This is a genomic window from Pseudomonas sp. Colony2, from assembly GCF_019382755.1.
Classification (GTDB): Bacteria; Pseudomonadota; Gammaproteobacteria; order Pseudomonadales; family Pseudomonadaceae; genus Aquipseudomonas.
In genome coordinates, this window is sequence record NZ_CP080030.1 from 6,062,955 (window position 1) to 6,079,092 (window position 16,138).

The window sequence follows — 16,138 nt, forward strand, 5'->3', positions numbered from 1 at the left end:
GAAGTCATACCAGTACTTGCCCCGGACAAACACGCCGGTGTCGCCGTATTTCAACTCAAGGTCATGAATGCCTTTGAAGATCTTCGAGAAGGAATCACCTTTGTCGAAGTTCAGGTGACCGTCATCCGAGGTTTGCGACAACCCCCTGCCACCGTTGTTGGCACCGATCAGGTCTTTATTGCGACCCGCCGTCGACCAACTGGCCCCGACCGACAGGGACGAGTCAAAGCTGCCTTCGATTTCACCGATGTTGAAACTGACGCCGAATGCGGGCCCGGCGAGCGTAGAGGCGAGGCTGACGGCCAAAGGCAGTTTTGCCCGGCGCCAGAACTGGTGTGCTGAGATCATCGACGCTACTCCATGTGCATTATTGTTATGGCAGTGAGTCGTTTCTAAGGGCTTGTAACGGCCGGAATACAACGATTCCAATGCCGGGCGAACAGATGAACCCGCCAGGTTCACAGCACCGCACCTTGAAAAACTCTGGGATGGACTATAGCCAGCAGGGGGTAGCGCTTGATCCCTCTAAAGTGTGATTTGCATCACCAACCCGTCTGCCACAGTCCTTTTCGCCATGCCGGCGATAGCCAGCGCCGCAAGGATGGCTGAAAATTGGCAAATCACAAGTGAAGGCTTGGACTAGAGCGCTGCCGTGCCCGCGAGGGCACGGCAAGCAGCGTCAGAGAGTGGAAAGGAAGGTGCTGTTGTTGGCCTGCCATTCAATGATGTCGACACGGATACGTTTTTTGTCGAGCTTGCCGACGCTGGTCTTGGGAATTTCCGTAACAACGGCGATTTGGCTTGGAATCGCCCACTTGCTCAGGTGGCCCAATTCCACAAACGGCTTGAGATGTTCCTTCAGCTCTTTGGCCCCTATCACATGGCCATCACGCACCACCAGCAACGCAAACGGGCGCTCGCCCCACTGCGGGTCGGCAATCCCCACCACCGCTACTTCGCGTACCGCCGGGTGGCGGCTGACCAGGTCCTCAAGGGCCAGCGAGGAGATCCACTCACCGCCGGTCTTGATCACGTCCTTGATGCGGTCGCGAATATCGATCACGCCGAAGGCATCGAGGGTGGCCACATCGCCGGTGTGCATCCAGCCGCCGGCCCACAGCTCGGCGCCCTTCTGCGGCTCGTTGAAATAGCCTTCGCTGAGCCATGGCGCGCGCAGCACCAGCTCGCCCTGGGATTCACCGTCGGCGGGCAGGAAGTTGCCCTCGCCATCGATGATCGCCGCTTCCACCAATGGCCCGGGCACGCCGGCCTTGATGCGGTAGGTGGTGCGCTCGTCTTCGGTACCCGCCATCAGTTCTTCATTGAGGTGGGCGCAGGACACCAGCGGCCCGGTCTCGGACATGCCGTACGCCGCCGTCAGCTGAATCCCGCGGGCCTTGGAGGCTTCATACAGCGAACGATTGAGGGCGCTGCCACCGATGACGATTTTCCAGCCGCCGAAATCCACGCCCTGCCCGGCCTTGGCGTTGAGCACCATTTGCAGGATGGTCGGCACACAATGGGAGAAGGTGACCTTCTCCTTGCGCCACAGCTCCACCAGGTATTCGGGGTCGTAGCGGCCTGGATAAACCTGCTTCAGGCCGAGCATGGTCGCCACATACGGCAGGCCCCAGGCGTGGACGTGGAACATCGGAGTGATCGGCATGTAGACGTCGTTGGTGCCCAACAGCCGCACGCTGTCGACGCTGCCCATGATGGTCGCCACGCCCATGGTGTGCAGCACCAGTTGGCGGTGGGTGAAGTACACGCCCTTGGGATTGCCCGTGGTGCCGGTGGTGTAGAAGGTGGTGGCGACGGAGTTTTCGTCGAAATCCTCGAAGTCATAGCGGGGGCTCGCCGCCGCCAGCAACGTTTCGTACTCACCCACGAGGTTGGGCAGCTCGGCGGTTTTGTCCGCGCCGTCGGTGAGCAGCAGGGTTTTGTCGACGGTGGTGAGGTGGCCGGCGATGGCCTGGTAGAGCCCCACGAACTCGCTGTTGACCAGCACAAAGCGGTCCTCGGCGTGGTTCATGGTGTACAGAATCTGTTCCGGGGACAGGCGCACGTTGATGGTGTGGATTACCGCACCAATCATCGGAATGGCAAACATGCATTCCAGGTAGCGATGGCTGTCCCAGTCCATCACGGCCACGGTATCACCGGCCTTGACCCCGGCCTCGGTCAGCACATTGGCCAGGCGGGCGACGCGCTCGATCAGGGTCGGATAGGTGTAGCGCAACTGGTCGCGGTAGACGATTTCCCGGGTCTTCTCGTAGCGTGTCCCGGACATCAACAGGCGTTTGATCAACAGCGGGTATTGGTAGGCGCCTTCGGCGGGCGGGATAACACGAGTCTGCAACATACGAATCCCTTATCTGACTGCACGGTCTTGGCTGAAACATCTGCACTTTAGAGCGCTTATGTTTCAGCCAAATCAGCCAAAGGAATGATTTGCAGAACCCAATGAATGCTAGCTTTGAGCCAGCATCCGGCTTATTTCATGCTGGTAAAGGCCAGCTTCACACCGATGGCAATCAGCACCGCGCCCATGGTGCGGTCGAACCAGTGGCCCATGCGTGCAAAACCGGCGCGTACGCGTTGCTGGCTGAACAGCATGGCCACCAGGCAAAACCAGATCGCGGTCGCCACGGCCAGGTACACGCCGTAACCGGCCTGGACCGCCAACGGCGTGTGGGGATTGATCACCACGGTGAACAGCGACAGGAAGAACAGCGTGGCCTTGGGGTTCAAGCCATTGGTGACAAACCCTGAGGTAAACGCACCACGGGCGGTGCGCTCGCCCGCTTCCAGGTGCAGGTCTTCTTCACTGGCAGGCTTGGCCGGCTGGGCGCGCAGGGCCTTGAAGCCGATGTACAGCAGGTAGGCCGCCGCCGCCCATTTCAGCGCATTGAACAGCACGATGGACTGGGACACGATCAAGCCGATGCCCAGCAGCGAATACCCCACGTGCAGGAAAATCGCCGAACCGACGCCCAACGCCGTCCAGGTGCCGGCCCGTCGGCCATGGGTCACGCTTTCACGTACCACCACGGCGAAATCCGGGCCAGGGCTGGCCACCGCCAACAGGTGAATCAGTGCCACGGTCAAGAACTCGGTGAGGTACATGCACACTCCAGGAAGTAACTGATTATTTCATCTGATAGGCTCGGCAGATTACGCCTTCGAATCCCGCCGCAAAAGGTACAGTTGATGACGAACAATCGCCGCGCCGTCTTCCTTGATCACCCTTCCCTGGACCTCGGGGACCTGGACCTCAGCGGGTTGCAGGCACTCTTCAGCGAACTGAGCCTGCACCAGCAGACCACACCCGAAAACATTATCGAACGCCTGCAAGGCGCGCAGGTGGCGATCAGCAACAAGATCGCGCTGAATGCCGAGACCCTGGCGGCCTGCCCCGAGCTGAAGCTGATCCTGGTGACCGCCACCGGCACCAACAACGTCGACCTCGCCGCCGCCCGCGCCCACGGCGTTACCGTGAGCAATTGCCAGGGTTACGGCACGCCATCGGTGGCGCAGCATACGATCATGCTGCTGCTGAACCTGGCGACGCGCCTGAACGACTATCAACGGGATGTGCAGGCGGGGCACTGGCAACAAGCCAAGCAGTTCTGCCTGCTGGACTACCCGATCGTCGAACTGGAAGGCAAAACCCTCGGGCTGCTGGGCCATGGTGAATTGGGCGGTGCCGTTGCGCGCCTGGCTGAAGCCTTTGGCATGCGCGTGATCCTGGGTGCGATTCCAGGCCGCCCGGCCCGCGCCGATCGCGTGCCGCTGGACGAGTTGCTGGCGCAGGTCGACGCGCTGACCCTGCACTGCCCGCTCAACGAACACACCCGCGACTTTATCGGTGCCCGCGAACTGGCGCTGCTCAAGCCCGGCGCGTTTATCGTCAACACGGCCCGTGGTGGCTTGATCAACGAACAGGCCCTGGCCGATGCCTTGCGCAGTGGGCACCTGGGCGGCGCGGCGACCGATGTATTGAGCGTGGAACCGCCGGTGAACGGCAACCCGCTGCTGGCTGGCGATATCCCGCGGTTGATCGTTACGCCACACAATGCATGGGGCAGTCGCGAAGCGCGGCAGCGGATCGTCGGCCAATTGATCGAAAACGCTCAGGGCTTTTTCAGCGGCGCCCCGCTGCGTGTCGTCAGTTGATAAACTGCGCCCCTTTTCAAGGAGCAGACCATGGATCCGCGCAGTGAAGTACTGCTTCGCCAGGCCGAACTTTTTCAAGGCGACGTGCTGCTGGTGGGCTTGCCCGCCGACGACCTGCTGGGCCGCCTGCCCAATGCCCATGGCTGGAGCTGGCACGCCGGCGACCAGGCCGCGCTGGACGCACGTTTTGCCGAGCGCAGCCAGTTCGGTGTGAACGTGCCCGAGCGTTCGTTCGAGACCGCGGTGGTGTTCCTGCCCAAGTCCAAGGACCTCACCGATTACCTGCTCAATGCCGTGGCGGCGCGTTTGCCCGGCAAGGAGTTGTACCTGGTGGGGGAGAAGAAAGGCGGCATCGAAAGCGCGGCCAAGCAACTGAATCCGTTCGGCAAGCCGCGCAAGCTCGACAACGCGCGGCACTGCCAGTTGTGGCTGGTGACGGTGGCCAACGCCCCCGAGCCGGTAGAACTGGAGAGCCTGGCGCAGGTGTTCGAGGTGCCGCTGGCTGAGGGCCCGCTCAAGGTGGTGAGCCTGCCGGGCGTGTTCAGCCACGGTCGGCTGGATCGCGGTACCGCATTGCTGCTGGAGCATCTGGACAAGTTGCCGAGCGGTCACTTGCTGGATTTCGGTTGTGGCGCGGGTGTGCTCGGGGCAGCGGTCAAGCGTCGCTACCCGCATAACACGGTGACAATGCTCGACGTGGATGCCTTTGCCGCTGCCAGCAGTCGCCTGACACTGGCGGCCAATGGCCTGGAAGCCGAGGTGTTGACCGGTGATGGCATCGACGCTGCTCCGATGAATCTGAACGCGATTCTGAGCAACCCGCCGTTCCACGTCGGGGTGCACACCGATTATTTCGCCACCGAGAACCTGCTGCGAAAAGCGGCCAAACATCTGGCAAAAGGCGGCGAACTTCGCTTGGTCGCGAACAGCTTCCTGAAGTATCAGCCGCTGATTGAAGAGCATCTTGGCGTGTGCGCAATCAAGGCAGAAGGTCAGGGTTTTCGCATTTACCGTGCCAAGCGCGGCTGAGATCTTTTTCCAAAAGAAGGCTTGCCGAATGGATTTTGCCTAGGCAGAATCCGCTCCGTCCTAGGGGAGTAGTCTCCCACGAGCGCCACGCTCGTCCGGCATACGTCAACATACTTGGTCAACAGGCCATGGCGTATGCGACCCAGGAGTCCGCACAGACGGACCGGGGTTTGACAAGACCTATGACACGAACACCTTACCCGGGGCGGGAAGGCTGTACGTGTCATAGCCGTGTCGACCCGCCCCTGGAACTTACCTGATGCTGGATTCTCTGCTCGTCCCTACCGCAATCGTTGCCTTGGCCGAAATTGGCGACAAGACGCAACTGCTCGCGCTCATTCTCGCTGCACGCTTTCGCAAACCCTGGCCGATCATCGCCGGCATCGTTGCCGCGACCCTGGCCAACCATGCGGCCGCCGGTGCCGTGGGGGCCTGGTTCGGGAGTTTCTTCTCGGATGCGGTGCTGCACTGGATACTCGCGGCGAGCTTCTGCGCCACGGCGCTGTGGACCCTGGTGCCCGACAAGCTCGACGATGACGAAGCCAGCACTTCCCGCAAGTTCGGGCCCTTCCTGACCACGCTGATCGCATTCTTCCTCGCGGAAATCGGCGACAAGACCCAGATCGCTACCGTGATGCTCGCGGCGCAATACCCGGAACTGTGGCTGGTAATTATCGGCACGACCCTGGGCATGTTGATTGCCAACGTGCCGGTGGTGCTGGCGGGTAATTTTGCCGCGGACAAATTGCCGCTGACGCTGATTCGTCGACTGGCGGCTACGGCATTCTTCATCCTGGCCATTGTTGCGGTGTACAAGGCCATGCAGAGCAGCGGCTGGATCTAAACGCAACCCCCTATGAGGGCTGGGCTTTGGTGGGAGCTGGCTTGCCTGCGATAGCATCACCTCGGTGCAACTGACGCACCGAGGTGCCTGCATCGCGGGTAAGCCCGACTCCCACACAAGCCGGGCCCCCACAGTCAGATTTGCATTTCAGCCTTATAAATCAGGATTTTTTCGCCTGCTGATACAACGGCATCACCTTCGGAATAGCCGCCTGCAACGAGGCGATCCGGCTGTCGGAGGCAGGGTGGGTGCTCATGAATTCAGGTGGCGAGCCTTCCGAAGCCTTGGCCATTTTGTTCCACAGGGTAATCGCCGCGTTCGGGTTGTAACCGGCACGCGCCGACAACTCCAGGCCGATCAGGTCCGCTTCGTTTTCATTGCTGCGGCTGTTGGGCAAGGTCATGCCGTAGTTGGCCACGGTATCGGCCAGCGCCAAGCTGTCCTGACCGAGGCCGAACAACGCACCGGCCCCCTGCTTCGCCATTTCGATACCGTAGGCCTTGGACATGGCTTCGCGGCCGTGCTCACGCAAGGCGTGGGCAATTTCATGGCCCATCACGGCGGCGAGTTCGTCGTCGGTCAACTTGAGATTGTCGATCAACGCGCTGTAGACAAAGATCTTGCCGCCAGGCCCGCAGTTGGCGTTCATCTCGTCACTTTTGATCAGGTTCACTTCCCACTTCCACTGCGCCGCATCCGGGCGGAAGGTGGGCGCCTGGGCGATCAGGCGGTTGGCAATCGCCTGCACGCGCTTGGCGTTGGCGCTGGTCTTGTCCACCAGGCCCTTGCCGCTGGCTTCACCCAGGGTCTGCTGGTAGGACTGCGCATACATCTGGTCGACTTCCTGGCTCGACAACATGCTGAACATGTACTGCTTGCGCTCAACGCCCACGGCGCCGCCGCTGGTGGTGTTGACCGACTGACAACCGGCGAGCAACAAAGCCGCGCCCAACGCACATACCGCCACTGTCTTTTTCATCAACCTGCTCCCTGAAAACATGGCGCGTATCGTAGTCGGCCAATTGTATCGACGCCAGATACAACAGACGTATAGCCACCTGATTTCAGATACATCCCACACTGCCGCAAAAAATTCACAAACGCTGGCAACCATTCCATTTACGACATTCGCCCATCCGGCACAGCCATTTTGAGGTAATGGCCCTCATGTCTCCCCCGCCCGCGGCCGATATACACAAGCAGCCAATCTCCCCCTGCGTTCGGAGCCGTCATGAAGTTCAAGTCGATTCAATTTTCTGTCGCGGCACTGGCCGGGGCCATTGTCCTGAGCGTGGTGGCGGTGTTGGTGCTGTATGCCTTGTTCGCCGGGGCGCGCACCCAGGAGATGGTGCGGGAACGCACCCAGGGTCAATTCGAACAAATCATCGAGCAGCGCCTGACCGCCCTGGCGCAAACCCAGGCGACGCTGATCCAGCGCGAACTCGAAGCGCCGCTGGTGACGGCCAAGGGCCTGGCCACCGCCAACGCCCTGATGGGCATGAAAGACGCCAACGACAACCCACAACTGGCGGTCTCCCGCGAACAGCTGATCAACCTGATCCACGAAACCGTGGTGCGTAACCCGAAGATTCTTGGCGCCTATATAGGCTGGGAAGCCAACGCCATCGACCACAACGATGCTGCCTACGTCAACAGCCCGGTGGTCGGCATCGAAACCAACGGCCGCTTCCTGCCGTGGTGGTTCCGCAATGCCGACGGCAGCCTGGGCCTGGATAAACTGGCTGACGTAGCCGACCAGACCATCCTGTCCACCGGCGTGCGCGCCAGTGAGTACTACCTGTGTTCCAAGGAAAGCAAAAAGCCCTGCGCCATCGATCCGGCCCCTTATAAAGTCGGGAATGCGATGGTGATGCTCGCCTCGTTTATCGAACCAATCATGATCGACGGCACCTTCCAGGGCATCGTCGGCGCCGACTTGTCGGTGAACTTCATCCAGGAAATGCTCACCAAGGCCGATCAGAATTTGTACAACGGTGCTGGTGAACTGGCACTGATTTCCAGCAACGGTCGCCTGGTGGCCTACACCAAGGACGCCAGCAAGCTCGGGGAAAAAGCCAGCGACCTGCTGGACAGCAACGAACTGGCTAACCTCGGCCAACTGAAGATCGGCGAAGTGCGCTACGACGTGGACAAGCAACACGGGCATATCGAGCTGTTCCTGCCGTTCAACATCGGCCAGACCGATGCCCGCTGGACCCTGCTCCTGCAACTGCCCCTGAGTGCGGTAATGGCCGACCTGCAGGCGATGCAGCACGACCTCGACGCCCAGCGCAAAACCGATATTTTCGGCATGGCCGTGGCCGGGCTGCTGATCGCCGGCATCGGCTTGCTGGTGATCTGGCTGGTGGGCCACGGCATTGCCCGGCCGCTCAAGCAAATGGTGGCGATGCTCAATGACATCGCCCAGGGCGAAGGCGACCTGACCCGGCGCCTGACCAGTGATCGCGCCGACGAACTGGGGGCGATTGCCAGCGGCTTCAATACATTCCTGGCCAAGTTGCAGGGGATGATTACCCAGGTGGTGAGTTCGGTGCAGAAGGTCAGCGACTCGTCGGAGCACACCGCCGACATTGCGATTCGCACCAACCAGGGCGTGCACAAGCAAATGGTCGAGATCGACCAGGTGGCTACCGCCGTGCACGAGATGACCGCGACCGCACAGGACGTGGCGCGCAACGCCACTCAGGCCGCACAGGCCGCCAGCCACGCTGATCAAGCGGCGAGCCAGGGCATGCAGATTGTGCGCGACACCTCCACCTCCATCGGCGCCCTCGCCGAGGAAATCGGCAAGGCGGTCGGTGTGGTGCAGGCGCTGGCCAAGGACAGCGAGAACATCAATGCCATCCTCACGGCGATTCGCGGGATTGCCGAGCAGACCAACCTGCTGGCGCTCAACGCAGCAATTGAAGCCGCACGGGCCGGAGAACAGGGACGCGGGTTTGCGGTGGTGGCCGACGAGGTGCGCAACCTGGCGCAGAAGACCCAGAAGGCCACCGAAGAAATCCAGGCCATGATCCAGCAACTGCAGCAGGGCACCCGCGACGTGGTGCGAGTGATGGAAGACAGCCAGAACCGCACCGATGAAAGCGTGCAGCACGCGGCCAAGGCGGCTCAGGCGCTGGAGACCATTACCCGGGCGGTGTCGGTGATCAACGACATGAACACCCAGATCGCCAGCGCCGCCGAGGAACAGAGCGCGGTGGCCGAGGACATTAACCGTAACGTGATCAATATCGGACAGGTGGCCAATGAAGTGGCCGGCGGAGCGGATGAGTCGAGCGCGGCCAGCGCAGACCTGACCAAGCTGGCGGAACAGCAGCGGCGGTTGATCAATCAGTTCAAGGTTTGAGTCAAGCGGCGCCCTTTCGGGCGCCTTCGCGAGCAAGCCCGCTCCCACATTTGATCGCATTCCTTCAGTTGAAATGCAATCAAATGTGGGAGCGGGCTTGCTCGCGAAGAGGCCGGCCGATTCAACACAACGCTCAACCCGGCGTCAGGCACTCCGGTCCATTCAGCTTCGGATCGTTGACCATATTGGCCAGCACCCGCTCGCGCAACGCGGTGGGTTCACTGGCCAACAAGGCCTGCAAGGTGTGCAGCGGGGTCTCGGGGTTCAGCCAGGCTGCCTGCCCCGCCGCATCCAGAATCAACGGTCGGCGCTGACTCTGCGCCGCCTGGGTCACCACCGCCGTACTCAACCAAACCTGCTCCTGCACCGGATACGCCTCCCAGATCGCCGCAAAGAACAGCGTGCTGCCCTCCCCCGGCGTCAGCCAGTACGGGCGCTTGCGCTGGGTGCCGCGCCATTCGTAGAAACCATTGGCCGGAAGCAGGCAGCGGCGCTGGCGAAACGCTTCGCGAAACATCGGCTGTTCGGCAAGGGTTTCCGCCCGGGCATGGGCCGGTGTACGAGAGAGATCGGTCAGCCAGGGCGGCGTCAGGCCCCAGCGCGCCCGCGCCAGGGTGTGCTGGCCGTCACTCAGGCGCTGGATCAGCACCGAGTCATTGGGAGAGATGTTCCACTGGGCCTGCTGGTCGGCCGGGAAGCCCGGCAAGGCAGCAAACGCGGGGTTCCAGCGAAACAGGGCATAACGTCCACACATGGGGCAACACGACTCTTGGAGAAACTGGCCGACAGCCTAACAGACCAGCACGTCGGGAAAGCTGTCGGGTTCATCACCGGGCAGTGGTTGCGCACCGTTGTAGGCGGTGATCAGCTCGCGGGCGTAGGCGGCCTGGTCGTTCTCCACCGCCAGCGCCAGCAGGCCATAGATCGGCAGTTCGCCGGTACCCCCGAGCAAATCGCGCCCCACCAGGTGCGCGGTGATGCCCTCGCTTTCGAGCATGCCTTGCAGCAGCTCGCCTTCCATCAGGTTTTCCGGCTCGTAGATTCGCTGCATGGGCGTACCTTTATTCGTTCTCGCTGCGCACGTTGAGCATCCATTCGTCGTCATGAACCTGCAGCTCGAAAACAATGGGCCGGCAGCACACCGGGCAGTCCTCAATATATTCCTGATCGCCCGCCGACAGGTCCAGTAGCGCCGTGACTACCTCTCCACAATAAGGACATTCGTACGACTCCTCTTCCATCGCGGTCTCCAAGGTGACTTGTGCGTATAATCGCCGGTCTATTTACAGGGCTATTTTTCGTCCCGGCCAATTGCCCGGACCACGCCCTGATATTTATTGTTCCAAACCTTTACTTACCCTAGCCGTTTCTAACAAGAGAGCATGATGGGCGAATTCGATACCATCCGACCTTACAACGACAGCGAAGTCCCGGCAGTGCTGGCCCGACTGTTCAGTGACAAGGCCTTTCTGGACATCCTGACCCACTTTCGCTTCCCGCGCTTTGCCGGCGCCTTCGGCTGGCTGCTCAAGCCGATGATCGCTCATAAACTGCGCCGTGAGTTCGCCGGCGTCACCACCGTGGCCACGCTGCAGGACAAAGTCGAGTTTTACGTCGACCACACCATCGAGCGGGCAACCGACGGCGTGACCTATACCGGCGTGGAGCAGTTCAAGTCCGGCAGCGCCTACCTGTTCCTGGCCAACCACCGCGACATCGTGATGGACCCGGCCTTCGTCAACTACGCCGTGTACCACGCCGGCCTGCCGACGCCACGCATCGCCATCGGCGACAACCTGCTGCAAAAGCCGTTTGTCAGCGACCTGATGCGCCTGAACAAGAGTTTCATCGTGCACCGCTCGATCACCGGGCGCAAAGAGAAGATGGCGGCCTACCAGTTGCTGTCGGCCTACATCAACCATTCGATTCGCAACGACTGCCAGTCGATCTGGATCGCCCAGGCCGAAGGCCGCGCCAAGGATGGGGATGATCGCACCGAGTCGGCGATCCTCAAGATGTTCCACATGAGCCGCAAGGACGAGCCGTTCGCCGAAGTCATCCAGTCACTGAACCTGACGCCGGTGTCCATCAGCTACGAATACGACCCGTGCGACGCAGCCAAGGCCCGCGAGCTGTACATCCGCGCCACCACCGGCACCTACAGCAAGGCGCCGGGGGAAGATGACGTGAGCATTGCCCTGGGCATCACCGGCTACAAGGGCCGGGTACACGTCAACTTCGCGCCGCCGATCACCGAGGCGTTCGAAGACACCAAGCTGTTGGCGATCGAAATGGACCGGCAGATCCTGGGCGGTTATCGGTTGTTCCCGGTGCATTACCTGGCGTACGCCCAATGGAGCGATGCCGATCCGCAATTGCAGGTACCGACCGCAGCCGAGGTATTCCCGGCGGACGAGTTGGCCAAGGCGAAGGCAGAGTGGGAGCGGCGCTTGAATGCGTGCCCGGCCGAGCATCGGCCGTATCTGGTGTTGCAATACGCGACGCCGGTGAGGAATCAGTACCGGGTCAAGGCCGGGATTGCCCTGTAACCCGGTACCAGCAACAGCGCAAACCCAATGTGGGAGCGGGCTTGCTCGCGAAGGCGGTGGATCAGCCAATCATGTATTGACTGACACCGCGCTTTCGCGAGCAAGCCCGCTCCCACAGTTGTTTTTAGGGTGTTCCTACAATCGGGTACTAAGAAAGGACACCAGCAACGCCAGCCCCAGACAGACAAACCCCAACCGGTAGAACAGGCGATAGGTACGCTGCGTCAACACGTCCAGATACAGCATCGGCTGATCAATGGCACGCAGTTCGCTTTGCGCGGCAAGGCGGGCCATCGCGCGCTGTTCATGCAGGCGCGTGACAAACAGCAGCCATGCCGCCGGGCAGGCCAGTAACAGGGCAAGGGAATTGAGCAGTAGTGCGGTCAGCGACATCGCAAACCTCGATGTATCAGTGTCTTGGTATCAATCCAGATACAAACCTGAATGATATGCGCCGCCTGCGCGTCATTACTCCTTCCCCATTGACGGCTAATGTATCCAGTAATTTACAGCGTCACCTGAACGTCACCTTAACAAGCCACTCTGTTGCCCTTCGAAAGCCCGGGAGCTTGTCATGTTGCACGCGCAGAACCAGGATCGGCTGTATCTGATTGCCCCAAGCGATGAGCAAGAGGCCCTGGTGGGCGGCCTCGCGTTCAATGTGCAGGACCGCCACTGGCTGGTGTATTGCGCCCTCGGCGGGCATCAACATGCCGACCTGCCGGAGCTGGACTTGCTCACTGGCGTGAGTGTGCTGGACTTTTATGTCGAAACGGCTGCATGAAAACGGCAGGCGTAAAAAAACCGGGCTCATCGCTGAGCCCGGTTTTTTGATCGTTCCCACGCGCCGCAAAGGAATGCCGACTGGGGCGCTCCGCGCCCGCCTGACGGTTACTGCGAGCTGAGCAGCGAACCGATGCTCGGGTCCTTGAACAGGCGCGTCAGGGCATCGCTCAACACGTCGCTGACCAGCTTGGTGTTGGTTTCCTGGTTCGGCGCCATGCCGAAGCGCTGGTCCAGGGATGCGCCGTAACGGCCGCTGTAGCGACGGGTACCGGCAGTCACGTCGGACTTGAAGGTCGCGCCGATGGTGGCTTCAGTCACGTACAGGCCTTCCTTGGGCGACTGATACTTCAGCTCGGCCAGGGTGATGGTCAGTTGTGGCGCACCTGGCGAGTTGGAAGGGGTGAAGCCCAACAGGCGCACGGCCGCTTCGGCCTGGGCTTGCAGCTTGGGCAGCACGTCCGCACCGGTCACCGTAATGGCGCTGGTTTCCGGGTACAGGCCGCCACGGGTGCCGAGGGTCGGCGACGGACGACCGTCAACCACACGCACCGACACCGGCTGGCCATGGCCGACAGGCGCCAGCTGGGTGGTGATTTTCGGTTGCGGGCTGAGTTGTTGCGGGCTGTGGGCGCAGCCAACCAGGGTCAAACTGGTCACAGTGATCAAACCGAACAACAGGCGTTGCAACATACTCATTTCTCCAGGACTAGATGCAAACAGGGCGCCAGTATAACGGTGAGCGCTCGCCACTCACCAGAATTCCTGAACGGCGCCTGAACTGTCGGCGAAATTACAATTTTCACACAGAACCGTCACCTCAATGTCATGCCAGACTGCCAACCTTCGCAGCATGTAACGAACCGGGTACACAGCCATGCGCCTTCTCAAATCTTTGTTCTTTTCCCACGCCAGCCATCGCCACTTTGCCCTGCTCGACGCCCAAGGCTGCTGCCAGGCTTTCAAGCAGTGCAGCCTGCCGCCCGTCGGTGAAGGCTGGGTCGAAGTCGAAGAGACGCGCCTGAGCTGGATGCACCGTCCGCTGCCCGCCAGCGCGCGCGTCAGCCCCCGGGTTTCGCAGCCACAGGCACGGCACGCGTTGGCCTCCTGACCAGACTGCTAATAAAAGTCATTAAACACGTCCATTTGCGCGCATTTCTTCGCTACAATCTCCCCCCGATTATAAGGACGTCTCCTGATCGGGCCTCGCAGCATCGCTAATGCACTTGTATTAGCTCCCCCGCACCGCCCACAGAGAGCCGCCCACACAGATCGTGTGAAGCTGGCGAGCTTGCTGTTTTCTCTGCAAACCATCGTCTTTACCCGAATCTGCCAGAGCTGCCATGCGCTCGGCCACTTGAGTTGTTTGCCCGTTTTGCCGCTTGCCGGCAGTGATTTCGGGCCAGGTGCCAGGCTGGGGCAGCCCTTTTTTGAGGTTCACGTCTTCAAAAGAGCGTGAAAAAAACGGGTTTTCACAACTTCACAAGAGTGTGGCGAGCAAATGAATAGTTTTGCGTTTGTACAAGCACCATCAGCGTCTGGAACAGCCCCACCACACAGGACCGAGCACTCCTCAAGAACCGGAGCTTGAAGCCTGTCCGCTACGGATTTGGTTGCACGATCGGACGAGCTTGACCATAAGTCGAATTGCCACAGGCGCCCTTAAATGCGTTCATACGCAGATCAGGCCCGGTCGGCAGCGTCCGCTTGCGATAAATTGCGAAGAATCGGACATGGCGATCCTGGCCATGGGTAACCTGGGGCATCACGTGAACCGCCCCGTCACTCCTGGCAGCCATGCCGTCAATTTGGTGCTGCAGATTTTGGAGACGCGTTAAATGGCGCATAACGAAGCAGTCGACGTAGTACTGGTAGGTGCGGGCATCATGAGTGCCACCCTCGCCGTACTGCTCAAAGAGCTCGACCCCGGCCTCAAGCTGGAAGTCGTTGAGCTGATGGATTCGGGTGCCGCGGAAAGTTCCAACCCGTGGAACAACGCCGGTACCGGCCACGCCGGGCTGTGTGAGCTGAACTACACACCGCAGGCCGCCGACGGCTCCATCGACATCAAGAAAGCCGTGCACATCAACACCCAATTCGAGGTGTCGAAGCAGTTCTGGGCGTACCTGACCAAGAAAGGCACCTTTGGCTCGTCCAAATCCTTTATCAGCCCCGTGCCGCACCTGAGCTTCGTACAGGGCGAGAAAGGCGTGTCGTTCCTCAAGAAGCGTTTTGAAACCCTCAGCCAGCACCACGCGTTCTCGGACATGCACTACACCGAAGACCGCAGCGAGATGGCCGAGTGGATGCCGCTGATGATGCCCGGCCGCCCACTGGACGAAAAAATCGCCGCCACCCGCGTGATGAACGGCACCGACGTCAACTTCGGCGCCCTGACCAACCAGTTGCTCTCGCACCTGACCAGCGCCCCGGATGCCCAGGTCAAGTACAGCAAGCGCGTCACCGGCCTCAAGCGCAACGGCGCCGGCTGGACAGTGAGCATCAAGGACGTCAACAGCGGCAATTCCCGTGATGTGGACGCCAAGTTCGTGTTCCTCGGCGCCGGTGGCGCGGCCCTGCCGCTGTTGCAAGCCTCGGGCATCGAGGAAAGCAAGGGCTTCGGCGGCTTCCCGGTCAGCGGCCAGTGGCTGCGTTGCGACAACCCGGAAGTGGTCAAGCACCACCAGGCCAAGGTCTACAGCCAGGCAGCCGTGGGTTCGCCACCGATGTCGGTGCCGCACCTCGACACCCGTGTGGTCGACGGCAAGAAATCCCTGCTGTTCGGGCCATACGCCGGTTTCACCACCAAGTTCCTCAAACACGGCTCGTTCCTTGACCTGCCCATGTCGATTCGTGCCGGCAACATCGGCCCGATGCTGGCCGTGGCCCGGGACAACATGGACCTGACCAAGTACCTGGTCAGCGAGGTGCGCCAGTCCATGGAGCAGCGCCTGGAATCCCTGCGTCGCTTCTACCCTGAGGCAAAAGCCGAAGACTGGCGCCTGGAAGTGGCCGGCCAACGGGTGCAGATCATCAAGAAAGACCCGAAGAAAGGCGGCGTGCTGCAATTCGGTACCGAACTGGTTGCGGCCAAGGACGGTTCGCTGGCCGCCCTGCTCGGCGCGTCTCCAGGTGCTTCGGTGACCGTGTCGATCATGCTGGAACTGATCGAACGCTGCTTCCCGACGAAAGCGGCCGGTGAGTGGGCCGCCAAGCTGCACGAGATCTTCCCGGCTCGGGAAAAGGTCCTGGAGACCGATGCCGAGCTGTATCGCAAGATCAACACGCAGAACAACATCAGCCTGGAACTGGTTGAGCAGAGCAGCGAGACCGAAAGCTACGCTTGAGCGTCGTGACGCAGAGCGTCAGTTGATGCATTCCCACGCA

At 61.0% G+C, this 16,138-nt stretch carries 17 protein-coding genes, 1 pseudogene and 1 riboswitch; of the genes and pseudogenes, 9 read left to right on the forward strand and 9 right to left on the reverse strand.

The window, feature by feature from the left end; translation table 11 throughout:
• The 3 genes from JV201_RS29985 to JV201_RS24545 all read right to left on the reverse strand — a co-directional run.
• The coding region (locus JV201_RS29985; RefSeq protein ID WP_257903264.1) for a DUF1302 domain-containing protein at nt 1-348 on the reverse strand (348 nt) is incomplete at its 3' end.
• Nucleotides 349-679: 331 nt separating this feature from the next.
• Nucleotides 680-2,362 (reverse strand): fatty acid--CoA ligase, encoded by a 1,683-nt coding sequence (locus tag JV201_RS24540; protein ID WP_003216170.1) that lies wholly within the window; start codon nt 2,360-2,362, stop codon nt 680-682.
• A gap of 131 nt (nt 2,363-2,493) precedes the next feature.
• Nucleotides 2,494-3,126, reverse strand: a complete 633-nt coding sequence (locus JV201_RS24545) for a LysE family translocator (RefSeq protein WP_003216169.1) — start codon at nt 3,124-3,126, stop codon at nt 2,494-2,496.
• Nucleotides 3,127-3,210: 84 nt separating this feature from the next.
• On the opposite strand from JV201_RS24545, the gene JV201_RS24550 reads away from it, so the two are divergent.
• From JV201_RS24550 to JV201_RS24560, 3 genes are all read left to right on the forward strand, one after another.
• On the forward strand, nt 3,211-4,176 hold the full coding sequence (locus tag JV201_RS24550) for a 2-hydroxyacid dehydrogenase (protein ID WP_003216168.1): 966 nt from the start codon (nt 3,211-3,213) through the stop codon (nt 4,174-4,176).
• Between the two features lie 30 nt (nt 4,177-4,206).
• Nucleotides 4,207-5,205, forward strand: a complete 999-nt coding sequence (locus JV201_RS24555) for a class I SAM-dependent methyltransferase (protein ID WP_008434258.1) — start codon at nt 4,207-4,209, stop codon at nt 5,203-5,205.
• Between the two features lie 51 nt (nt 5,206-5,256).
• A riboswitch (yybP-ykoY riboswitch) is annotated at nt 5,257-5,376 on the forward strand.
• A gap of 88 nt (nt 5,377-5,464) precedes the next feature.
• Nucleotides 5,465-6,049 carry a TMEM165/GDT1 family protein gene (locus JV201_RS24560; protein ID WP_003216166.1) on the forward strand — a complete coding sequence of 195 codons (585 nt, stop codon included), beginning with the start codon at nt 5,465-5,467 and terminating at the stop codon, nt 6,047-6,049.
• Nucleotides 6,050-6,209: 160 nt separating this feature from the next.
• Here the strand turns inward: JV201_RS24560 and JV201_RS24565 are convergent, their stop codons facing one another.
• Nucleotides 6,210-7,028 (reverse strand): M48 family metallopeptidase, encoded by an 819-nt coding sequence (locus tag JV201_RS24565; RefSeq protein WP_003216165.1) that lies wholly within the window; start codon nt 7,026-7,028, stop codon nt 6,210-6,212.
• 1,332 nt (nt 7,029-8,360) lie between these two features.
• Between JV201_RS24565 and JV201_RS30285 the strand changes: the two are divergent.
• Nucleotides 8,361-8,561 (forward strand): annotated as a pseudogene (locus JV201_RS30285) (HAMP domain-containing protein); the annotation flags it as partial.
• Nucleotides 8,562-8,675: 114 nt separating this feature from the next.
• Nucleotides 8,676-9,419: a methyl-accepting chemotaxis protein gene (locus JV201_RS30290; protein WP_371135980.1), complete on the forward strand. Its 744-nt coding sequence runs from the start codon at nt 8,676-8,678 to the stop codon at nt 9,417-9,419.
• Between the two features lie 133 nt (nt 9,420-9,552).
• On the opposite strand, the gene JV201_RS24575 is transcribed toward JV201_RS30290, so the two are convergent.
• Genes JV201_RS24575 through JV201_RS24585 form a run of 3 tightly spaced genes read right to left on the reverse strand, consistent with a single transcriptional unit; the run spans nt 9,553 to nt 10,660 of the window.
• Nucleotides 9,553-10,173: an SOS response-associated peptidase gene (locus tag JV201_RS24575; RefSeq protein ID WP_003216163.1), complete on the reverse strand. Its 621-nt coding sequence runs from the start codon at nt 10,171-10,173 to the stop codon at nt 9,553-9,555.
• A gap of 36 nt (nt 10,174-10,209) precedes the next feature.
• Complete coding sequence (locus tag JV201_RS24580; RefSeq protein WP_017477710.1) at nt 10,210-10,470, reverse strand: putative signal transducing protein; 261 nt, start codon at nt 10,468-10,470, stop codon at nt 10,210-10,212.
• 10 nt (nt 10,471-10,480) lie between these two features.
• On the reverse strand, nt 10,481-10,660 hold the full coding sequence (locus tag JV201_RS24585; protein WP_102369897.1) for a CPXCG motif-containing cysteine-rich protein: 180 nt from the start codon (nt 10,658-10,660) through the stop codon (nt 10,481-10,483).
• Nucleotides 10,661-10,804: 144 nt separating this feature from the next.
• Between JV201_RS24585 and JV201_RS24590 the strand changes: the two genes are divergently transcribed.
• Nucleotides 10,805-11,968, forward strand: coding sequence for a 1-acyl-sn-glycerol-3-phosphate acyltransferase (locus JV201_RS24590; protein WP_029615884.1), 1,164 nt, complete (start codon nt 10,805-10,807; stop codon nt 11,966-11,968).
• 135 nt (nt 11,969-12,103) lie between these two features.
• Here JV201_RS24590 and JV201_RS24595 read toward each other — a convergent pair whose 3' ends face one another.
• Nucleotides 12,104-12,361 carry a hypothetical protein gene (locus tag JV201_RS24595; RefSeq protein ID WP_177122440.1) on the reverse strand — a complete coding sequence of 86 codons (258 nt, stop codon included), beginning with the start codon at nt 12,359-12,361 and terminating at the stop codon, nt 12,104-12,106.
• Nucleotides 12,362-12,542: 181 nt separating this feature from the next.
• Between JV201_RS24595 and JV201_RS24600 the strand changes: the two genes are divergently transcribed.
• The gene (locus tag JV201_RS24600; RefSeq protein ID WP_008434269.1) at nt 12,543-12,752 is read left to right on the forward strand and encodes a hypothetical protein; all 210 of its coding nucleotides are present in this window, start codon (nt 12,543-12,545) and stop codon (nt 12,750-12,752) included.
• Between the two features lie 107 nt (nt 12,753-12,859).
• Here the strand turns inward: JV201_RS24600 and JV201_RS24605 are convergent, their stop codons facing one another.
• Complete coding sequence (locus JV201_RS24605; protein WP_003216157.1) at nt 12,860-13,444, reverse strand: YajG family lipoprotein; 585 nt, start codon at nt 13,442-13,444, stop codon at nt 12,860-12,862.
• Nucleotides 13,445-13,628: 184 nt separating this feature from the next.
• Here JV201_RS24605 and JV201_RS24610 point away from each other — a divergent pair, with 184 nt between their 5' ends.
• Nucleotides 13,629-13,862 carry a hypothetical protein gene (locus tag JV201_RS24610; RefSeq protein ID WP_003216156.1) on the forward strand — a complete coding sequence of 78 codons (234 nt, stop codon included), beginning with the start codon at nt 13,629-13,631 and terminating at the stop codon, nt 13,860-13,862.
• 727 nt (nt 13,863-14,589) lie between these two features.
• Entirely contained in the window at nt 14,590-16,098 is a 1,509-nt protein-coding gene (mqo, locus tag JV201_RS24615; protein WP_003216154.1) for a malate dehydrogenase (quinone), read from the forward strand.
• Nucleotides 16,099-16,138 lie beyond the last annotated feature (40 nt).

Coding starts and splice junctions, on each gene's coding strand:
- JV201_RS24540 (WP_003216170.1), bottom strand. CDS start 2,362: ATGTTGCAGACTCGTGTTATCCCGCCCGCCGAAGGCGCCTACCAATAC.
- JV201_RS24545 (WP_003216169.1), bottom strand. CDS start 3,126: ATGTACCTCACCGAGTTCTTGACCGTGGCACTGATTCACCTGTTGGCG.
- JV201_RS24550 (WP_003216168.1), top strand. CDS start 3,211: ATGACGAACAATCGCCGCGCCGTCTTCCTTGATCACCCTTCCCTGGAC.
- JV201_RS24555 (WP_008434258.1), top strand. CDS start 4,207: ATGGATCCGCGCAGTGAAGTACTGCTTCGCCAGGCCGAACTTTTTCAA.
- JV201_RS24560 (WP_003216166.1), top strand. CDS start 5,465: ATGCTGGATTCTCTGCTCGTCCCTACCGCAATCGTTGCCTTGGCCGAA.
- JV201_RS24565 (WP_003216165.1), bottom strand. CDS start 7,028: ATGAAAAAGACAGTGGCGGTATGTGCGTTGGGCGCGGCTTTGTTGCTC.
- JV201_RS30290 (WP_371135980.1), top strand. CDS start 8,676: ATGGTCGAGATCGACCAGGTGGCTACCGCCGTGCACGAGATGACCGCG.
- JV201_RS24575 (WP_003216163.1), bottom strand. CDS start 10,173: ATGTGTGGACGTTATGCCCTGTTTCGCTGGAACCCCGCGTTTGCTGCC.
- JV201_RS24580 (WP_017477710.1), bottom strand. CDS start 10,470: ATGCAGCGAATCTACGAGCCGGAAAACCTGATGGAAGGCGAGCTGCTG.
- JV201_RS24585 (WP_102369897.1), bottom strand. CDS start 10,660: ATGGAAGAGGAGTCGTACGAATGTCCTTATTGTGGAGAGGTAGTCACG.
- JV201_RS24590 (WP_029615884.1), top strand. CDS start 10,805: ATGGGCGAATTCGATACCATCCGACCTTACAACGACAGCGAAGTCCCG.
- JV201_RS24595 (WP_177122440.1), bottom strand. CDS start 12,361: ATGTCGCTGACCGCACTACTGCTCAATTCCCTTGCCCTGTTACTGGCC.
- JV201_RS24600 (WP_008434269.1), top strand. CDS start 12,543: ATGTTGCACGCGCAGAACCAGGATCGGCTGTATCTGATTGCCCCAAGC.
- JV201_RS24605 (WP_003216157.1), bottom strand. CDS start 13,444: ATGTTGCAACGCCTGTTGTTCGGTTTGATCACTGTGACCAGTTTGACC.
- JV201_RS24610 (WP_003216156.1), top strand. CDS start 13,629: ATGCGCCTTCTCAAATCTTTGTTCTTTTCCCACGCCAGCCATCGCCAC.
- mqo (WP_003216154.1), top strand. CDS start 14,590: ATGGCGCATAACGAAGCAGTCGACGTAGTACTGGTAGGTGCGGGCATC.